General features: G+C 71.9%; 18 protein-coding genes and 1 tRNA gene. 10 read left to right on the plus strand and 9 right to left on the minus strand.

What is annotated here, in order from left to right:
- Positions 1 to 36: 36 nt before the first annotated feature.
- A complete protein-coding gene (locus tag ACZ62B_RS19900; RefSeq protein WP_107425243.1) occupies positions 37 to 213 on the plus strand; it encodes a hypothetical protein in 177 nt (58 codons plus the stop codon).
- 22 nt (positions 214 to 235) lie between these two features.
- On the opposite strand, the gene mscL is transcribed toward ACZ62B_RS19900, so the two are convergent.
- The 6 genes from mscL to ACZ62B_RS19930 form a co-directional block, all read right to left on the minus strand.
- Complete coding sequence (mscL, locus tag ACZ62B_RS19905) at positions 236 to 706, minus strand: large conductance mechanosensitive channel protein MscL (RefSeq protein ID WP_344555144.1); 471 nt, start codon at positions 704 to 706, stop codon at positions 236 to 238.
- A gap of 135 nt (positions 707 to 841) precedes the next feature.
- Positions 842 to 1441, minus strand: a complete 600-nt coding sequence (locus tag ACZ62B_RS19910) for an RcpC/CpaB family pilus assembly protein (protein ID WP_344555142.1) — start codon at positions 1439 to 1441, stop codon at positions 842 to 844.
- A 141-nt stretch (positions 1442 to 1582) separates the two neighbouring features.
- Entirely contained in the window at positions 1583 to 2416 is an 834-nt protein-coding gene (locus ACZ62B_RS19915) for an S-methyl-5'-thioadenosine phosphorylase (RefSeq protein WP_382053679.1), read from the minus strand.
- A gap of 96 nt (positions 2417 to 2512) precedes the next feature.
- Positions 2513 to 2848, minus strand: a complete 336-nt coding sequence (locus ACZ62B_RS19920) for an FmdB family zinc ribbon protein (RefSeq protein ID WP_344555138.1) — start codon at positions 2846 to 2848, stop codon at positions 2513 to 2515.
- Positions 2849 to 2915: 67 nt separating this feature from the next.
- The gene (locus ACZ62B_RS19925) at positions 2916 to 4202 is read right to left on the minus strand and encodes an MFS transporter (protein ID WP_469691429.1); all 1287 of its coding nucleotides are present in this window, start codon (positions 4200 to 4202) and stop codon (positions 2916 to 2918) included.
- Between the two features lie 301 nt (positions 4203 to 4503).
- Positions 4504 to 6036 (minus strand): potassium/proton antiporter, encoded by a 1533-nt coding sequence (locus tag ACZ62B_RS19930; RefSeq protein WP_344555134.1) that lies wholly within the window; start codon positions 6034 to 6036, stop codon positions 4504 to 4506.
- Positions 6037 to 6273: 237 nt separating this feature from the next.
- Here ACZ62B_RS19930 and ACZ62B_RS19935 point away from each other — a divergent pair, with 237 nt between their 5' ends.
- Positions 6274 to 9138 (plus strand): penicillin acylase family protein, encoded by a 2865-nt coding sequence (locus ACZ62B_RS19935; protein WP_469691431.1) that lies wholly within the window; start codon positions 6274 to 6276, stop codon positions 9136 to 9138.
- 70 nt (positions 9139 to 9208) lie between these two features.
- Here ACZ62B_RS19935 and ACZ62B_RS19940 read toward each other — a convergent pair whose 3' ends face one another.
- Positions 9209 to 9823, minus strand: a complete 615-nt coding sequence (locus ACZ62B_RS19940) for a 5-formyltetrahydrofolate cyclo-ligase (protein WP_468881222.1) — start codon at positions 9821 to 9823, stop codon at positions 9209 to 9211.
- Positions 9824 to 9915: 92 nt separating this feature from the next.
- Between ACZ62B_RS19940 and galU the strand changes: the two genes are divergently transcribed.
- From galU to ACZ62B_RS19975, 7 genes are all read left to right on the plus strand, one after another.
- The gene (gene galU, locus ACZ62B_RS19945) at positions 9916 to 10827 is read left to right on the plus strand and encodes a UTP--glucose-1-phosphate uridylyltransferase GalU (RefSeq protein ID WP_344555130.1); all 912 of its coding nucleotides are present in this window, start codon (positions 9916 to 9918) and stop codon (positions 10825 to 10827) included.
- Positions 10824 to 12146, plus strand: a complete 1323-nt coding sequence (gene glp, locus ACZ62B_RS19950; RefSeq protein WP_344555128.1) for a molybdotransferase-like divisome protein Glp — start codon at positions 10824 to 10826, stop codon at positions 12144 to 12146. The genes galU and glp overlap by 4 nt, the downstream gene beginning before the upstream one ends.
- An 86-nt stretch (positions 12147 to 12232) precedes the next feature.
- A complete protein-coding gene (moaC, locus tag ACZ62B_RS19955) occupies positions 12233 to 12772 on the plus strand; it encodes a cyclic pyranopterin monophosphate synthase MoaC (protein WP_344555126.1) in 540 nt (179 codons plus the stop codon).
- Positions 12769 to 13311 (plus strand): MogA/MoaB family molybdenum cofactor biosynthesis protein, encoded by a 543-nt coding sequence (locus ACZ62B_RS19960; protein ID WP_344555124.1) that lies wholly within the window; start codon positions 12769 to 12771, stop codon positions 13309 to 13311. Before moaC ends, ACZ62B_RS19960 begins: the two co-directional genes overlap by 4 nt.
- A 26-nt stretch (positions 13312 to 13337) precedes the next feature.
- A complete protein-coding gene (locus ACZ62B_RS19965) occupies positions 13338 to 13976 on the plus strand; it encodes a GNAT family N-acetyltransferase (RefSeq protein WP_344555122.1) in 639 nt (212 codons plus the stop codon).
- Between the two features lie 172 nt (positions 13977 to 14148).
- Complete coding sequence (sepX, locus tag ACZ62B_RS19970; protein WP_468881233.1) at positions 14149 to 15351, plus strand: divisome protein SepX/GlpR; 1203 nt, start codon at positions 14149 to 14151, stop codon at positions 15349 to 15351.
- A gap of 60 nt (positions 15352 to 15411) precedes the next feature.
- Positions 15412 to 15485: transfer RNA gene (locus ACZ62B_RS19975), tRNA-Ala, on the plus strand.
- Between the two features lie 61 nt (positions 15486 to 15546).
- On the opposite strand, the gene ACZ62B_RS19980 is transcribed toward ACZ62B_RS19975, so the two are convergent.
- Positions 15547 to 15840: a GntR family transcriptional regulator gene (locus ACZ62B_RS19980; protein WP_344555119.1), complete on the minus strand. Its 294-nt coding sequence runs from the start codon at positions 15838 to 15840 to the stop codon at positions 15547 to 15549.
- A 405-nt stretch (positions 15841 to 16245) separates the two neighbouring features.
- Between ACZ62B_RS19980 and ACZ62B_RS19985 the strand changes: the two genes are divergently transcribed.
- The gene (locus tag ACZ62B_RS19985) at positions 16246 to 16587 is read left to right on the plus strand and encodes a hypothetical protein (protein WP_344555118.1); all 342 of its coding nucleotides are present in this window, start codon (positions 16246 to 16248) and stop codon (positions 16585 to 16587) included.
- 39 nt (positions 16588 to 16626) lie between these two features.
- On the opposite strand, the gene ACZ62B_RS19990 is transcribed toward ACZ62B_RS19985, so the two are convergent.
- Entirely contained in the window at positions 16627 to 17103 is a 477-nt protein-coding gene (locus ACZ62B_RS19990; RefSeq protein WP_469691443.1) for a GNAT family N-acetyltransferase, read from the minus strand.
- Positions 17104 to 17141 lie beyond the last annotated feature (38 nt).

The raw sequence follows: 17141 nt of genomic DNA on the forward strand, positions 1-17141 counted from the left end.
GTACTGCCCGGTCGGGGGCGGCCGTACCCTGGACGTATGAGCACCGCCCCCGATCCCCGCCCGAGCGGGCCCAAGCCGGCACTGGTCTTCGACGACCCGCTGGACCAGCAGTCCTCGGACGACACGGACCGCGGCTGGGGCGAGCGCCCGTCCGGTGACAGCGCGGCCGATCTGAAGCGCTTCCTCGACGAGAAGCCGCCCCACCACATCTGACCCGCCCGCCGGCGGGCCGCCCCTACCGCTCGCCGTGCCCCGTGCCGCGCTGCGCGACGAGGGTGTCGCGGATCTCCTTGAGCACCTCCAGCTCGGTGATCTCGACGACCTCGTGCGCGCCCTCCTTCGCCTTCCGGCGGGCCTCCACCCGGGCCAGGTACTTCGCCATGGGCAGCACCATCAGGAAGTAGACGACCGCCGCGGTGATCACGAACTGCAGCGTCGCCCCGAGGACCGAGCCCCACAGGATCCTGACACCGGTCGCGGCGTCCCCGGTGCCCTCGCAGGGGCCCTTCAGGCACGAGCTGTAGCTGTCCAGGTTCTTCGTGCCGAACGCACCCACCAGCGGGTTGATGACGCCCTTCACGACCGAGTTGACGATGTTCGTGAAGGCGGCACCGATGACCACCGCCACGGCCAGATCGACGACGTTGCCCCGCATCAGGAAGGCCTTGAAGCCCTGCAGAATGCCCGTCTTCTCCTGGTCGCTCACTTCGAGGCCTCATTTCTCGTGCGAAGGGTACGGAGGAAAGCGCTCCGCAACCTACGTCACGCCGGTGCCGGCCTGTCCAATCGGACCGCCCGGCGTGAGGGCAGGACGCGCGGACGAGGACCGGAGAAGCGCTGGTCACCACACCGCCACCGCCAGCCGGGCCGTGGCGCTCGCGCCGGCCAGCCCGGCCGCCGTGGAACGCGGCACCGACAGCACGACCAGCGCCCCGCCGTCGCCCGTTCCGCCTGCTCCGTCCGCTCCGTCCGCCGGTTCCGGCACCTCGGTCACCCGTGCCCCGCGCGCGACCACGCGGGCCTCGCCCCCGGACACCGCCTCCTCGGCGGCGATCACGTCCACCCGGTCGCCCGGCCGCAGCAGCCGTACCGTGGCTGCGTCGGCGATCCGCACCGCCGTCGTGACCGCCGGGCCCGCGCCCCGCGCCCGTACGGCACGGTCCCCGGAGGGGACCGAGGCGGCACGGGCCGCCGGGGATCCGTCGGGACGGCCACGGGACCGGTCCGCGTCCCGCGGCCCCGCCGCCACCAGCGCCGCCGCCGTGACCGCGAGACCGAGCGCCATGGCCCGCCTCCGGTGCCGTACGAGCCCGCCCGGGAGCGGCAGGCCGCCGCGCACCCGCACCGGGGCGAAGTGCGGCACCTCGCACGGGGGAGGGACCTCGGGGCCGGGCGGACGGGGGGAGGAGGGGGAGCGGAGCGAGGAGGGAAGACGGGACACGGATACCACCACCTGAGACGAGGGACCGGCTTGCGACTCCCACGATGAGGCCTCGCGCCGCGCCCCGCCGGGCCCTGTGGACGTGCCACGACCCTGTGGATAACTCCCCCACCCGAACGGGACGTTCCGCCCCGCCGCCGGCTACGGCAGCGCGAACCCCGGGTCCATCCCGCCCAGCGCGGACGTGCAGAGACAGTCCCGCTCCTCCGCCGCCGGCAGCGCGGCCACCGTGTCGAAGAGCACGCCCCGCAGCCGGTCCACGTTGGCGGCGAACACCCGCAGCACCTCGTCGTGGGAGACGCCCTCACCGGTCTCGGCGCCGGCGTCCAGGTCGGTGACCAGGGTCAGGGAGGTGTAGCAGAGCTCCATCTCACGGGCGAGCGCCGCCTCGGGGTGGCCGGTCATGCCCACCACCGACCAGCCCTGCGCCTGGTGCCACAGCGACTCGGCGCGGGTGGAGAAGCGCGGCCCCTCGACCACGACCAGCGTGCCGCCGTCCACCGGCTCCCAGTCCCGGCCCCGTGCCGCCTTCAGTGCGGCGGCCCGCCCGGTGGGGCAGTAGGGGTCGGCCAGCGACACATGGACCACGTTCGGCACCGTGCCGTCGGGCAGCGGCAGCCCGTCGAAGTAGGTGCCCGCCCGGGACTTCGTACGGTCCACGAGCTGGTCCGGCACCAGCAGCGTGCCCGGCCCGTACTCGGGGCGCAGGCCGCCGACCGCGCACGGCCCGAGGACCTGGCGCACGCCGACCGACCTCAGCGCCCACAGGTTGGCCCGGTAGTTGATGCGGTGCGGCGGCAGATGGTGGCCGCGTCCGTGCCGGGGCAGGAAGGCGACCCGCCGGCCGGCCACCTCGCCGAGGAAGAGGGAGTCGCTGGGCGCCCCGTACGGGGTGTCCACCTGGACCTCGGTCACGTCGTCGAGGAAGGAGTAGAAACCGGAGCCGCCGATCACGCCGATGCCGGCCTTCGCCATGTTCGCCATGCCCCGCACCCTAACCGCACCCGGAAACGCCGAAGACCCCGTCGTCGGCGGACGACGGGGTTCCGTAAGAATCCGTGAGAAGCGGCCCTACGCGGCGGTGGTGCCGGCGGTGCTGCTCGAACCGGAGGAGCCGGACGAGCCGGCGGAACCGGACGACGAGCTCGAACCCGAGTCCGAGGAGGAGGAAGACGTCGACGACGAGGTGCTCGACGACTTCGACGACGCCGGCGAGCTGCTCGACGAGGAGCCGCGGCTGTCGTTGCGGTAGAAGCCGGAGCCCTTGAAGACGATGCCGACCGCCGAGAACACCTTCTTCAGGCGGCCCTGGCAGTTGGGGCACTCGGTCAGGGCGTCGTCGGTGAACTTCTGCACCGCCTCGAGGCCCTCGCCGCACTCGGTGCACTGGTACTGGTAGGTCGGCACTGTCTTCCTCCTGGCACTCTCACTCGATGAGTGCTAACGACGGTCCATCTTGACGCATTCCGCGGGTTCAGTCCACTGCGACGGACTCGCGGTGACCGACGCCACGTGCGACGGTGCGCCCGCGCGGGGGCGCGGCCAGCCGCGACCGCAGCGCCAGCAGCGTCGCGAGGGCCAGCACCGTACCGGCCATCGGGACCAGGAAGCCGGCGCCGCCCCACAGGCGGTCCTCCAGCTGTCCCGCGACCGTGACGGCCGCCGCCTGGCCGAGCGCGACGGCGCCGGTCAGCCAGGTGAAGGCCTCGGTGCGGGCGCCCGCCGGGACCAGGTTCTCCACCAGGGTGTAGCCGGTGATCAGGGCCGGTGCGATGCACATGCCGACCAGCAGGCCGAGCCCGGCCAGCAGCAGGGCCGAGTGGGCGGTCCACAGGGCGGAGGCGGTCAGCGCGAGCGCCGTGTAGCCGATCACCAGGCGCTGCTGCGGGGCGGCCTTCCAGGCGATCGCGCCGCAGGCGACGCCGGAGAGCATGTTGCCCGCGGCGAAGACGCCGTAGAGGACGCCGTTCAGTCCGGGCTCGCCGATCGACTCGGTGAACGCGGCCAGCGAGACCTGCATGCCGCCGAAGACGGAGCCGATGCCCAGGAACGTCACGATCAGCACGCGCACACCGGGGACGCGCAGCGCGGAGACGTGCTCCACGCGCGCGTGCCCGTCGTGGTTCGTCTCGGGCTGTGTGCTCTTCTGCGCGGCGAACAGCAGGCCGCCGACCAGGGTCAGCGTGGCCTCGGCGAGCAGGCCCGCGGCCGGGTCGACGGCCGTGCACAGGGCCGTGGCCAGCAGCGGTCCGACGACGAAGGTGAACTCGTCGGTGACGGACTCGAAGGCCGCCGCGGTGGTCAGCAGCGGGGAGCCCTTGAGCCGCACGCCCCAGCGGGCCCGCACCATGGGCCCGATCTGCGGCACCGAGGCACCCGTGGGCACGGCGGCGGCGAACAGCGCCCACAGGGGCGCGTCGGCCAGCGCCAGCGCGGTGAGGGCCACTCCGGCCGCCGTGTGGACGAGGACGCCGGGCACGAGGACGGCGCGCTGGCCGTGGCGGTCGGCGAGACGGCCGCTGTAGGGGGCGAACAGCGCCATGGAGACGCCGGTGACGGCCGCGACGGCGCCGGCCGCGCCGTACGAGCCGGTGGTGTGCTGCACCAGCAGCACGATGGAGAGGGTGAGCATCGCGAACGGCTGGCGGGCCGCGAAGCCGGGGAGCAGGAACGTCCACGCGCCGCGCGTGCGCAGCAGCCGGCCGTATCCCGGTCGGGAGGTGGCCGTCGAGTCCTTCGACGTGGTGACCGTGGATGCCACGGCCCGTGCCTTTCCGCCACCTGGTAGCGGCCCGCGCGGGTCGTGCGGGGGCGCCGAGAGCTGTCCTCTTGCGCTGACTGCGGTAGATACCGGCGCCACAGCTCAGGGCGTCCCGGCCGCCATACGGTCGCGCCAGCTCTGCGTCAGGCAGAGTTGGTTCGATCTGGGGGTCGCTTGCATCGTACAGGGATCACCTGTCGTCCGCTGTGAAGCCGGGCACGCCGCCGGCGGTCCGTCGGAGTCCCGTCCGCGGTCCGTCGGAGACCCGCCGGCGGTCCGGCGGCATCCCGTCCGCGGTCCGTCAGCGGCCCGCCTGCGGTCCGTCGGCGCCCAGCCAGCCGGCCAGCTTGCCGCCCCGGCCGACCGCGCGCAGGCGCCGTTCGGCGGCGTCCCGTACCGGGTCCGTGGCGACGACGAGCAGTTCGTCCCCGCGGCGCAGCACCGTCGACGGCAGCGGCACGAAGGACTTCCCCTCGCGCACGACGAGGGTGACGGCGGACCCGTTCGGCAGCCGCAGCTCGGCGACCTCCACGCCGTGCATCCTCGACCCGGCCGGGATGGCGACCGACAGCAGGTGTCCGCGCAGCCGCTCCAGGGGCGCCGACTCGATGCCGAGGTCGGCGGCGGGTTCTCCGCCCAGGCGCAGTTTGCGGGCCAGCCAGGGCAGCGTCGGGCCCTGGACGAGGGTGTAGACGACGACCAGGACGAAGACGATGTTGAAGATCTTCTCGCTCGCCTCGACGCCCTCCACCATCGGGATCGTCGCCAGGATGATGGGCACGGCGCCGCGCAGCCCCGCCCATGACATCAGTGTCTGCTCCTGCCAGGGCACCCGGAACGGCAGCAGGCAGACGACGACGCTCAGCGGGCGGGCCACCATGGTGAGCGCCAGTCCGATGACCAGCGCGGGCACGATGTCGTCGCCCAGTTCGTGCGGGGTGACGAGCAGGCCGAGCAGGACGAACATGCCGATCTGGGCGAGCCAGCCGAGCCCTTCGGCGAAGCCGCGCGTGGCGGGCCAGTGCGGCAGTTTGGCGTTGCCCAGCACCATCGAGGCGAGGTAGACGGCGAGGAAGCCGCTGCCGTGGGCGATGGCGCCGGCCGCGTAGGCGGCGACCGCGATGGCCATGACGGCGATCGGGTAGAGGCCGGAGGCGGGCAGCGCCACGTGCCGCAGTCCCCAGGCACCCAGCCAGCCCACCGCGAGCCCGATGGCGGCGCCGATGGCCAGCTCCAGCACTATCTCGCCGACCAGGACGTACCAGTGCTCGACCGGTCCGGCCGAGGAGAAGGCGACGACCAGGATGACGACGGGAGCGTCGTTGAAGCCGGACTCCGCCTCCAGAGCTCCCGTCACCCGCGCGGGGAGCGGTATTTTCCGCAGCACCGAGAAGACGGCCGCCGCGTCGGTCGACGACACCACCGCACCGATGATCAGCGCCTGCCGCCACTCCAGCCCGACCAGGAAGTGCGCGGCCGACGCCGTGACGCCGACGCTCACCGCGACGCCGGTCAGCGCGAGCGCGGAGGCGGCGGGCAGGACGGGTCTCACCTCCGTCCACTTCGTGCCCAGGCCGCCCTCGGCCAGGATCACGACCAGGGCCGCGTATCCGATGACCTGGGTCAGCTCGGCGTTGTCGAAGTGGATGTCGCCGATGCCGTCCTGGCCCATGGCGATGCCGATGCCCAGGTAGACGAGCAGGCTGGGGAGCCCGCTGCGCGAGGAGATCCGGACCGCTGCGACGGCGACGAGCAGGACGATCGAGCAGACGAGCAGGAGCTGGTTGAGGTGGTGGACAGTCAGCGGCCGTTCCCTTCCCTGACTCAGGCGCACCCGCGCGTGAGCTCACGTACATCGCATACGAGCCACCGCTTCCGCGGCAAACTACTTCGTTACCTTACCTAACTCTTGACGCTTTCTTGACGCTCGGGACGGCATGATCGAACGTCCGTCCGGGCTGGTTCCCCACTCCGCGTCAAGTGCCGCGGGGCCCTGCGCCTATCGTTGCTCCAGCGCTCAGTTAAAAGCACAGCCCGACCTGCCGCTCGCGTTAGGACAGCAAGGACAGCGATGCCCACCGACACCACCGCCTCCACGGGTCAGCAGGCCGGCGCCTCCGCGGGGCAGCAGCCCGGCAAGTCCGGCAGGAAGAAGGGACGCAGAGGCCGACTGATCGTGCTCGTCCTGGTGCTGGCCCTGATCGGAGCTGTCGCCTACGGCGGGTACTGGTCGGTCAGCACCGTGCGCGCCTCCTTCCCGCAGACCAAGGGCTCGATCACGCTCAAGGGCCTGACGGGAACCGTCGACGTCAAGCGGGACGGCTACGGCATCCCGCAGATCTACGCCTCCTCCGACGAGGACCTGTTCATGGCGCAGGGCTACGTCCAGGCGCAGGACCGGTTCTACGAGATGGACGTGCGCCGGCACATGACCGCCGGGCGCCTGTCGGAGATGTTCGGCGAGAGCCAGATCGACAACGACGAGTTCCTGCGCACCCTGGGCTGGGACCGGATCGCCGAGGAGGAGTACGAGAAGAAGCTCTCCCCCGCCACCAAGAAGTACCTCCAGGCGTACGCCAAGGGCGTCAACGCCTACTTGGAGGGCAAGGAGGGCAAGGAGATCTCCCTCGAGTACGCCGCGCTGGGCTTCGAGAACGACTACAAGCCCGGGAAGTGGACCCCGGTCGACTCCGTGGCCTGGCTGAAGGCGATGGCCTGGGACCTGCGCGGCAACATGCAGGACGAGATCGACCGCGCGCTGATGACCAGCCGCCTCGGCCCGAAGCAGATCGCCGACCTGTACCCGGCGTACCCGTACAGCCGGAACAAGCCGGTGGTCCAGGAGGGCCAGTACAACCAGCTCACCGGGGCGTACGAGCAGGGCGAGAGCACGGGCACGGGGACCGGCACCGGGACGGGCACGGGGACCGGCACAGGTACGGGCACCGGCACCGGGACAGGTACCGGCACGGGCACCGGGACAGGTATGGGCACCGGGACAGGTACGGGCACCGGCACCGGCACGGGCACCAGCGGTTCCAGCCTGGAGAGCCAGCTCACCGGCCTCCAGGAGGTCCTGCAGGACCTCCCCACCGCCGTCGGCGTCAACGGCGACGGCATCGGCTCCAACTCCTGGGTGGTCGGCGGTGAGCACACCATCACCGGCAAGCCGCTGCTCGCCAACGACCCGCACCTGTCGGCCTCGCTGCCGTCCGTCTGGTACCAGATGGGCCTGCACTGCCGCGACGTCTCCGCCGAGTGCCGGTACGACGTCACCGGCTACACCTTCGCGGGCATGCCGGGCGTGATAATCGGCCACAACCAGGACATCGCCTGGGGCCTGACCAACTCCGGTGTCGACGTCACCGACCTCTACCTGGAGAAGATCACCGGCGACGGCTACCAGTACGACGGCAAGGTGGTGCCGTTCGAGACGCGCGAGGAGACCATCAAGGTCGCCGGCGGCAAGGCGCAGAAGATCGTCGTCCGTGAGACCAACAACGGCCCCCTGCTCTCCGACCGTTCCGACGACCTGGTGAAGACCGGCAAGAAGGCCACCGTCGACAGCGCCGCCCCCGACCGGGGCGACGGCTACGGCGTCGCGCTGCGCTGGACCGCCCTGGACGCCGGCCGCACCATGGACTCCATCTTCGCGATGAACCGCGCGAAGGACTGGGACGACTTCCGCGAGGCGGCCGCCCTGTTCGAGGTGCCCTCGCAGAACCTGATCTACGCGGACACCGAGGGCAGCATCGGCTACACGCTCCCCGGAAAGATCCCCACCCGCGCGGAGAAGCACGACGGCTCCGTCCCCGCCCCGGGCTGGGACGCCGACTACGAGTGGACCGGCTGGATCGAGCAGGAGGCGCTGCCCTACGAGTACAACCCGGACCGCGGCTACATCGTCACCGCCAACCAGGCCGTCGTCGACGAGGAGTACCCGTACACGCTGACCACCGACTGGGGTTACGGCGCCCGCAGCCAGCGGATCACCGAACTGATCAAGTCGAAGATCAAGGACGGCGGCAAGATCTCCACCGACGACATGCGGCAGATGCAGCTCGACAACTCCAGCACCATCGCCAAGCTGCTGGTGCCGCACCTGCTCAAGATCGACACCGGGGACGCGGACGTCCGCGAGGCGCAGAAGCTGCTGGAGGGCTGGGACTACACCCAGGACGCCGACTCGGCGGCCGCCGCCTACTTCAACTCCGTGTGGCGCAACATCCTCAAGCTCGCCTTCGGCCACAAGCTGCCCAAGGAGCTGCGGGTCAAGGGCCAGTGCGTGTGGGTCGACCCGGTCAACACCACCGGGCCCGCCGACGAGGCGGGCAAGGTCCGCGAGTGCGGTCAGCGCGACGCCGACCAGGCGCAGCCCGACGGCGGCGACCGCTGGTTCGAGGTGGTCCGCAAGCTGATGGACAAGGAGGACAGCTCCTGGTGGAAGACCCCCAAGTCGGGCACCCGCCCCGCCGCGGACAACCGTGACGAGCTGTTCAAGCGCGCCATGATCGACGCCCGCTGGGAGCTGACCGCCAAGCTCGGCAAGGACATCGACACCTGGAGCTGGGGCCGGCTGCACCGCCTGTTCCTGAACAACCAGACCCTCGGCACCGAGGGCCCGGACTTCCTGCAGTACCTCCTCAACCGCGGCCCGTGGAAGCTCGGCGGCGGCGAGGCCACCGTCAACGCGACCGGCTGGAACGCCGCCGGGGGCTACGGCGTCGTGTGGGTGCCGTCCATGCGGATGGTGGTCAACCTCGGCGACCTCGACAAGTCCCGGTGGATCAACCTCACCGGCGCCTCCGGGCACGCCTACAACGCCCACTACGTCGACCAGACGGACAAGTGGGCCGAGGGCGAGCTGCTGGAGTGGTCGTACTCGGAGAAGGCGGTCGAGGACAGCACCAGCGACACCCTGCTGCTGAAGCCCTGACCGACCCCGGTCCCGTCGTCGGAAGCGGCCTCACGCACATGCGTGAGGCCGCTTCCGCGTGTGCGGGGGCTCAGCCGAACCGGCGTACCCCGGACGGCGTCACCACCGCGTGCACCGGCCGGTCGTGCGGCTCGGCGGGGACCCGCGCGACGACCTCCGTGTCGTACAGCAGCACCACCAGCGCCGGACGCGCGCCCGCGCGGTCCAGCCGGGCGAGGACCCGGTCGTAGGAGCCGCCGCCGCGTCCCAGGCGCATCCCGCGCGCGTCGACGGCGAGGCCCGGCAGCAGCACGACGTCCGCCTCCGTGACGGCGTCCGGTCCGAGAAGCGGCCCCGAGGGTTCGAAAAGCGCCATCTTCGCGCCGTGTCGCACCCGTGTGAGCGAGCTCTCACCCCCGTACGCCCCCCAGTCCAGGTCGTTGTCGGGCAGCAGCGCGGGCAGCAGTACGCGTGCGCCCCGCGCGCGCAGCGCGTCGAGCAGCGCGAGCGTGCCGGGCTCGCTCCCCACGGAGACGTACGCCGCCACCGTGCGCGCGTGCGCCAGTTCGGGCAGTCCGAGCGCCTGCCGGGCCAGCGCGGTGGCGGATTCCCGCACGTCATCCGCCGTCAACCCGTTCCTCACCCTGAGGAGTTCTCGACGCCACGCCCGCTTGTCAAGATCGCTCGGGCCTTCTGCGTGTTTCAAATCCGTCCCCGTACCGTTCCAATATGCTCATATGAGCAGTAATTAACCGGAGCCTCAGATTCACTGCAAAGGGGCCCGATATGGTGGCGGGCATGTCTCAGTCACACCCTCGGATCAGCAAGGCTGTCATCCCCGCAGCCGGTCTCGGCACCCGGTTCCTGCCGGCCACCAAGGCCACTCCCAAGGAGATGCTGCCGGTCGTCGACAAGCCGGCGATCCAGTACGTGGTCGAAGAGGCCGTCTCCGCCGGCCTCGACGACGTCCTCATGGTGACGGGCCGCAACAAGCGCCCCCTGGAGGACCACTTCGACCGCAACTACGAGCTGGAGTCCGCCCTCCAGAAGAAGGGCGACGCCGGCCGTCTCGCCAAGGTCCAGGAGTCCAGCGACCTGGCCACCATGCACTACGTCCGCCAGGGCGACCCCAAGGGCCTCGGCCACGCCGTGCTGTGCGCCGCCCCGCACGTCGGCGACGAGCCCTTCGCCGTCCTCCTCGGCGACGACCTGATCGACCCGCGCGACCCCCTGCTCCAGCGCATGATCGACGTCCAGCAGCAGCACGGCGGCAGCGTCGTCGCGCTCATGGAGGTGGCCCCCGAGCAGATCCACCTCTACGGCTCCGCCGCGGTCGAGACCACCGCGGACGCCGACGTCGTCAAGGTCACCGGCCTGGTCGAGAAGCCCGCCGCCGAGGACGCGCCGTCCAACTACGCCATCATCGGCCGCTACGTCCTCGACCCCGCCGTGTTCGGCATACTGCGCAAGACCGAGCCCGGACGCGGCGGCGAGATCCAGCTCACCGACGCCCTCCAGCAGCTCGCCGAGGACGAGAAGGCCGGCGGCCCGGTGCACGGCGTCGTCTTCGAGGGCCGCCGCTATGACACCGGCGACCGCGGCGACTACCTGCGTGCCATTGTCCGACTGGCGTGCGAACGTGAGGACCTGGGACCGGACTTCCGGACCTGGCTCCAGCGATACGTCACCGAGGAGATGCAGCAACGTTGAGCACCGCCGCGCCCCGCACCGCAGGCCCGGACCACCTCTGGTCGGTGGACGAGCACCTGGACGACATCCTCGCGACCGTCCGGCCCCTCGAACCCATCGAGCTGCACCTCCTCGACGCCCAGGGCTGCGTCCTGGTCGAGGACGTCACGGTGCCCGTCTCCCTGCCCCCGTTCGACAACAGCTCCATGGACGGGTACGCGGTGCGGGTCGCGGACGTCGCGGGCGCGAGCGAGCGGTACCCGGCGGCCCTGGAGGTCGTCGGGGACGTCGCCGCCGGCGCGGCCGGCCTCCTCCACGTCGGCCCCGGCCAGGCCGCCCGCATCATGACCGGCGCCCCGCTCCCGCCCGGCGCCGAGACCGTCGTCCCCGTCGAGTGGACCGACGGCGGGCTCGGCGAGGGCCCGGCCACCGGGATGCGCGCCCGCAGCCTCGCCCCCGAGGGCGCCACCGGACAGGTGAACGTGTACCGCCCGGCCGAGGCACGCGCGCACGTGCGCGCCCAGGGCAGCGACGTCAAGGCCGGTGACCGCGCCCTGGCGGCCGGCACCGTCCTCGGCCCGCCGCAGATCTCCCTGCTGGCCGCGATCGGCCGCGGCACGGTACGGGTGCGCCCGCGCCCGCGCGTGGTGGTGCTCTCCACCGGCAGCGAACTCGTCCAGCCCGACGAGGAACTGCGCCCCGGTCAGATCTACGACTCCAACAGCTTCGCCCTCACCGCCGCCGCGCGGGACGCCGGCGCGATCGCCTACCGGGTGGGCGCCGTCGCCGACGACGCCACGACCCTGCGGGACACCATCGAGGACCAGCTGGTGCGCGCCGACCTGATGGTCACCACCGGAGGCGTGAGCGTCGGGGCGTACGACGTCGTCAAGGAGGCGCTGTCGTACGCCGGGGACGAGGACGAGCCCGGCAGCGGCGTCGAGTTCCGCAAGCTCGCCATGCAGCCGGGCAAACCCCAGGGCTTCGGCTCCATCGGCCCCGACCACACCCCGCTGCTGGCCCTGCCCGGCAACCCGGTCTCCAGTTACGTCTCCTTCGAGCTGTTCGTCCGTCCCGCCATCCGCACCCTGATGGGCCTGACGGACGTCCACCGGCCGAGGGTCCGCGCGAAGCTCACCGCGGACCGGGCGCTGACCTCACCGGGGGGCCGCCGCCAGTTCCTGCGCGGCCGGTACGCCGACGGCACGGTGGCCCCGGTCGGCGGTGCCGGCTCCCACCTCGTGGCGGCCCTCGCGCAGGCGAACGCGCTGATCGTCGTCCCCGAGGACGCCGAGTCCGTCGCGCCCGGCACCGAGGTCGAGGTGGTCCTGCTCGGCTGAGCGCGACCGGTTGGCGGTACCGTGTCGCGCACAGCAGGCCCGTGCGCCGCACCGCGACGGGCCAGGACCGGGAGCGCCACACGATCATGACCGTGCCTTCCCGGGGGGAGACCCCCGGACCCTCCGATTCCTCCGCATCCTCCGGACCCGCCGAGCGGTCCCGTCTGACCCACATCGACGAGGCGGGCGCCGCCCGCATGGTCGACGTGTCCGCCAAGGACGTCACCGCGCGCACCGCGCGGGCCACCGGCCGGGTTCTCGTCTCACCGCGCGTGATCGAGCTGCTGCGCGGCGAGGGCGTCCCCAAGGGCGACGCGCTGGCCACCGCGCGCATCGCGGGCATCATGGGCGCCAAACGCACCCCCGATCTGATCCCGCTCTGTCACCCGTTGTCGGTGTCCGGTGTGAAACTGGACCTGTCGGTGGCGGACGACGCCGTGGAGATCGCGGCGACCGTGAGGACCACGGACCGCACGGGCGTCGAGATGGAGGCGCTCACCGCGGTGTCCGTCGCCGCGCTCACCGTGATCGACATGGTCAAGGCGGTCGACAAGGAGGCGGTCATCACGGACGTACGGGTCGAGGAGAAGACGGGCGGCAAGTCGGGCGACTGGAGCCGGGCATGACACTCGACGCGACCGTCGGAGGCGCACTGCTCGCGCCGTACAGCGCGCTGGTGGTCACCGCCTCCAACCGGGCCGCCGCCGGCGTCTACGAGGACAAGGGCGGCCCGCTGATCGCGGAGGGGCTGCGGCGCTTCGGTTTCGCCGTCGACGGCCCCCAGGTCGTCCCCGACGGCGACCCCGTGGAGGCGGTTCTCCGCGCGGGCGCCGACGCCGGCTACGACGTCATCGTCACCACCGGCGGCACCGGCATCTCGCCCACCGACCGCACCCCCGAGGCGACCCGCCGGGTCATCGACCACGAGATCCCCGGCATCGCGGAGGCCATCCGGGCGTACGGCCGCGACAAGGTGCCCACGGCCGCCCTCTCCCGGGGCCTCGCGGGAGTCGCGGGCGGCACGCTGATCGTCAACCTGCCGGGGTCCGGCGGCGGGGTGAAGGACGGTCTCGCCGTCCTGGAGCCGCTGCTGAAGCACGCCGTGGACCAGCTCCGCGGCGGGGACCACCCGAGACCGGACGTCACGGGCGGGGGTGCGAGCTGAACAGCCCACACTGGCCGGTCGAGCTGGTGGACGGCGACATCGTCCTCCGGCCGATAAGGCTGCGCGACCAGAAGGCCTGGCGCGAGGTCAACCGCCGCAACCGCGACTGGCTGCGGCCCTGGGAGGCGACGATCCCGCCGCCCACGGCCGGCGGCCCGGTCACCCACCGGCCGACCTACCGTCAGATGGTCCGCCATCTGCGCTCCGAGGCCAACGCGGGCCGGATGCTGCCGTTCGTCATCGAGTACCAGGGCCGTCTCGTCGGCCAGTTGACGGTCGCCGGGATCACCTGGGGCTCGATGTGCTCGGGCCACGTCGGCTACTGGGTGGACGAGTCGGTGGCCGGCCGCGGAGTGATGCCGACGGCCGTGGCCATGGTCGTGGACCACTGTTTCCGCGCTGTCGGACTGCACCGCGTCGAGGTCTGCATTCGCCCCGAGAACGGGCCGAGCCGCAGGGTCGTGGAGAAACTCGGATTCCGCGAGGAGGGCCTGCGCCCGCGATATCTGCACATCGACGGCGCATGGCGCGACCACCTCGTCTTCGCGCTCACGGCGGAGGAGGTCCCCGACGGTTTGCTCGCCCGGTGGCGCCGGGCACGCTCCGAGGGGCGGTCCGGCCACGAGCGGCGTAATCCGGGAATCCCGCACGGCCCCGGAAATTGAATAAACGTTCGAATTTGAGTGGAAGATGACCGCCTTCAGGCGTGGAATTCCCGCTTTGAGGGGATCCCTGATCGTGCCGGTCACAAGAAAAGTTCGAAATATCAGCCAGATCGTGCGACACACCGGCCCAATTGGCGGATGGCCCCGTGCAAACCCCTCTACCGTGTGAGATGTGAGCAGCAGCGGCCTCATCTACGCAGTCATCGTCGGGGCCTGGGCCGCCTACTTGGTGCCGATGTGGCTCCGTAGGCAGGACGAGCTGAACGAGGCCCGTCCGACGGAACGCTTCAGCACCGCCATCCGATTGCTGTCCGGACGGGCGGGCATGGAGCGCCGGTACGCCAAGGACCTGCGGGCGCGCTCCTCCGACGAGGGGGAGTACGACGTCCACGACCCGGACGCGGTCACCGACACGGTGGACGTCCGGGCCTTCGCCGTGTCCCAGACCCGTCCGCAGACCCAGGCACCCCTGCCGCCGCTCCCCGAGGAGCGGGCGGAACCGGCACCTGCCCGGCCTCCGCGCGAGCGCGTGGACGGACGGGCGCCCGAACCGGCCGCCGCGCGGGGACGCGTCCCGGCCGCCCGCCGCGGACCGGACGCCCAGCGGGCACGGGCGGCGCAGGCCGCCGCCGCGCGCGCCCAGCGCTCCAAGGCGCTCGCCCGCCGCCGGCGCACCACCACGATGCTCTTCGCCGCCTTCACGCTCGGCGCGATCGTCGCGGCGGTCGGCGGACTGGCGTTCCTCTGGGCGCCCGGCGTGCCGGCCGTGCTGCTGAGCGCGTACATCGCCTACCTCCGCTCCCAGGAGCGCCGCCGCTTCGCCTACCAGATGGACCGCCGCCAGGCCGAGGTCGCCGCGCAGCGGCTGCGCGAGCGGGAGCGCCAGCCGCGCCGCCGCCCGTCCGTCGAGGACGCCGACCCCGACGAACCGGAGGGCCCGGAAGCGGGAGTCGACGTCGATCCGGGCATGACCGCGCTCGCCGCGGACCGGCGTGCGCTCGTCGAGCAGACCGACCACGCCGAGTGGGTCGACCAGCAGCGCGAGCGGCAGCGGCGGCCCGGCCAGGGCGGCGACAGCTGGGACCCGGTCCCGGTGCCGCTCCCGACGTACGTGACCGCCCCGGTCGCCCCCCGCGCCACGGGCGACGTGGACCTGGGCGCCCCGGACACCTGGAGCTCGGCCCGCTCCAGCGCCGTACCGGCGGACGAGGCGCAGGCTCCGGCCGACGAAGCGGACCCGGACCCGGCCGCCCCCGCCGACGACCGCAGCGACGCCCGCCGGGCCGCCTCGGCCCGCCGCTCCCGCGAACGCGGCCGCACCCCCCTCTTCGACCAGTACGAGGACGGCGACCGCCCGAAGGCCGCCAACGAGTAGTGCCAGGCCAACGGATTTCCGAGCACCCGGATGGGGATGCTAGAGTTTCACTCGTTGCAAGGGCCTGTGGCGCAGTCCGGTAGCGCACCTCGTTCGCATCGAGGGGGCCAGGGGTTCAAATCCCCTCAGGTCCACTGCACAGTTGGAAGCCCCCGCCGAGAAATCGGCGGGGGCTTCTTCGTGTTGGGCGGGCCGTCAGTCGGCGGTCTCGTTCCCGGGTGCGGCGGTCGGCGGCTGGTCCACCACGAAGGATCCCTTGCCGCGCACGGTCACGATGAGTCCCCGCTCGCGGAGCTCCTGTGCGGCTCGCCGGGCGGTGAGCCGTGCCACGCCGTACTCGTCGGCCAGGTGATTCTCCGAAGGGATCGGCCTGTCCGGGGCCAAGTCACCTGACTCGATCTTTTTCGTGATCACGTCGGCCAGTTGGACGTAGAGCGGCCTCGCGCTCATCGGGTCCAAGGTCGACTTGGGCTCCTCCGTATCGCTCATATGTCCAACGTAGGCGTATGCCCATATCCACGATCGAGTGGATCCCTCTGCACTTGTATGTAGAGGGATGTGGTCCGCTGTAGCGTCGGTCATGTAAAACCCCGGCGAGGTGGCCAGACCTCCCGGGGCGCGGCCAACGCTGAATCGGAGCGTCGACATGCATGACCTTATCCGCCGTATCGTCCGGTGGACGGGCCTTCTCCTCGGTCCTGGGACCGGAACCCATCGTGCGGGCGAGGCCCGCCCCGCGTACGTCATCCTCCGCCCCACCGACTCCGTCCGCCTTCCCCTCCACCGTTCCCCCTACTGCCGGCACCTTCCGCTCGACGGAGCCGAGTCCAGGCTCGTTCGTCCGTACCTGGGCCCCGACCGGTACGTCGTCGGGGCGGGGAAGGCGGCCGCGTGATGGAGTCGACCCCCTCGCTGCGGCTGCTGCCCTGGTCGTCGTCGCAGGGCAAGCCCTGCTTCCTCGTCAACGGCGACGAGGGCGGGTACGTCTCGCGGCTGGCGGACGAGACGGAGGCCCGGCAACTCGCCGACGGTCTGGAAACGCTAGGCCGTGCTCGACGGGTGCTGGACGATCCCCTGTCCCCGAACGTCGAGGTGCGCTACACCGCCGTCCGGCTCGCCGAGTGCCTGGCGGACGCACTGCGCGTCGCGGAGTCCCGCGGCCGGCGCCTGCCCTCGCCGGGTGCCGGTGTCACCGACGAGCCCTGTGGCGCCGCCGACGGCGAGCAGCCGAGGTGACGTAGCCCGGTCGGTGGCCGTCGCCCGTCCGGGATGCGCCTACAGCGCCTTCGCGTAGCAGCGGCTGTCCTCGTGGAAGCGGTAGTAGCCGAACTTCTCGCAGGGCTCGTAGCCGCTGGAGGTGTACAGGGCGATGGCCTCCGGCTGCTTGGTGCCGGTTTCCAGGACCATGCGGGTGCGGCCGGCCGCGCGGGCGTTCTCCTCCAGGGCGGCCAGGATGCGGCGGGCCAGACCCCGGCCGCGCATCTGCTCGGTCACGTACATGCGCTTGAGCTCCGCGTCGCCGTCGCGGTTGCCCTCGTCGTTGGCGTCCTGGACGCGCCAGCCGCCGGAGGCCACGGGGACGCCCGCCTCGTCGTAGGCGATCAGGTAGGTGCCGTTCGGGGGCCTGAAGTCCGCCGGGTGCATGGGGGTGGAGTCGCCTCCGTCGCCGTAGCGGACGTGGTACTCGGCCTGGACCTCGGCGTCCAGTTTCACGGCGTCGGGGTGGTCGTAGGGGACCGGGCGGATATCCATGCCGATTACCGTAAAACACGCCCGGACCTGGAGTGTCG

It is taken from the genome of Streptomyces sp. NPDC053426 (genome assembly GCF_055585405.1).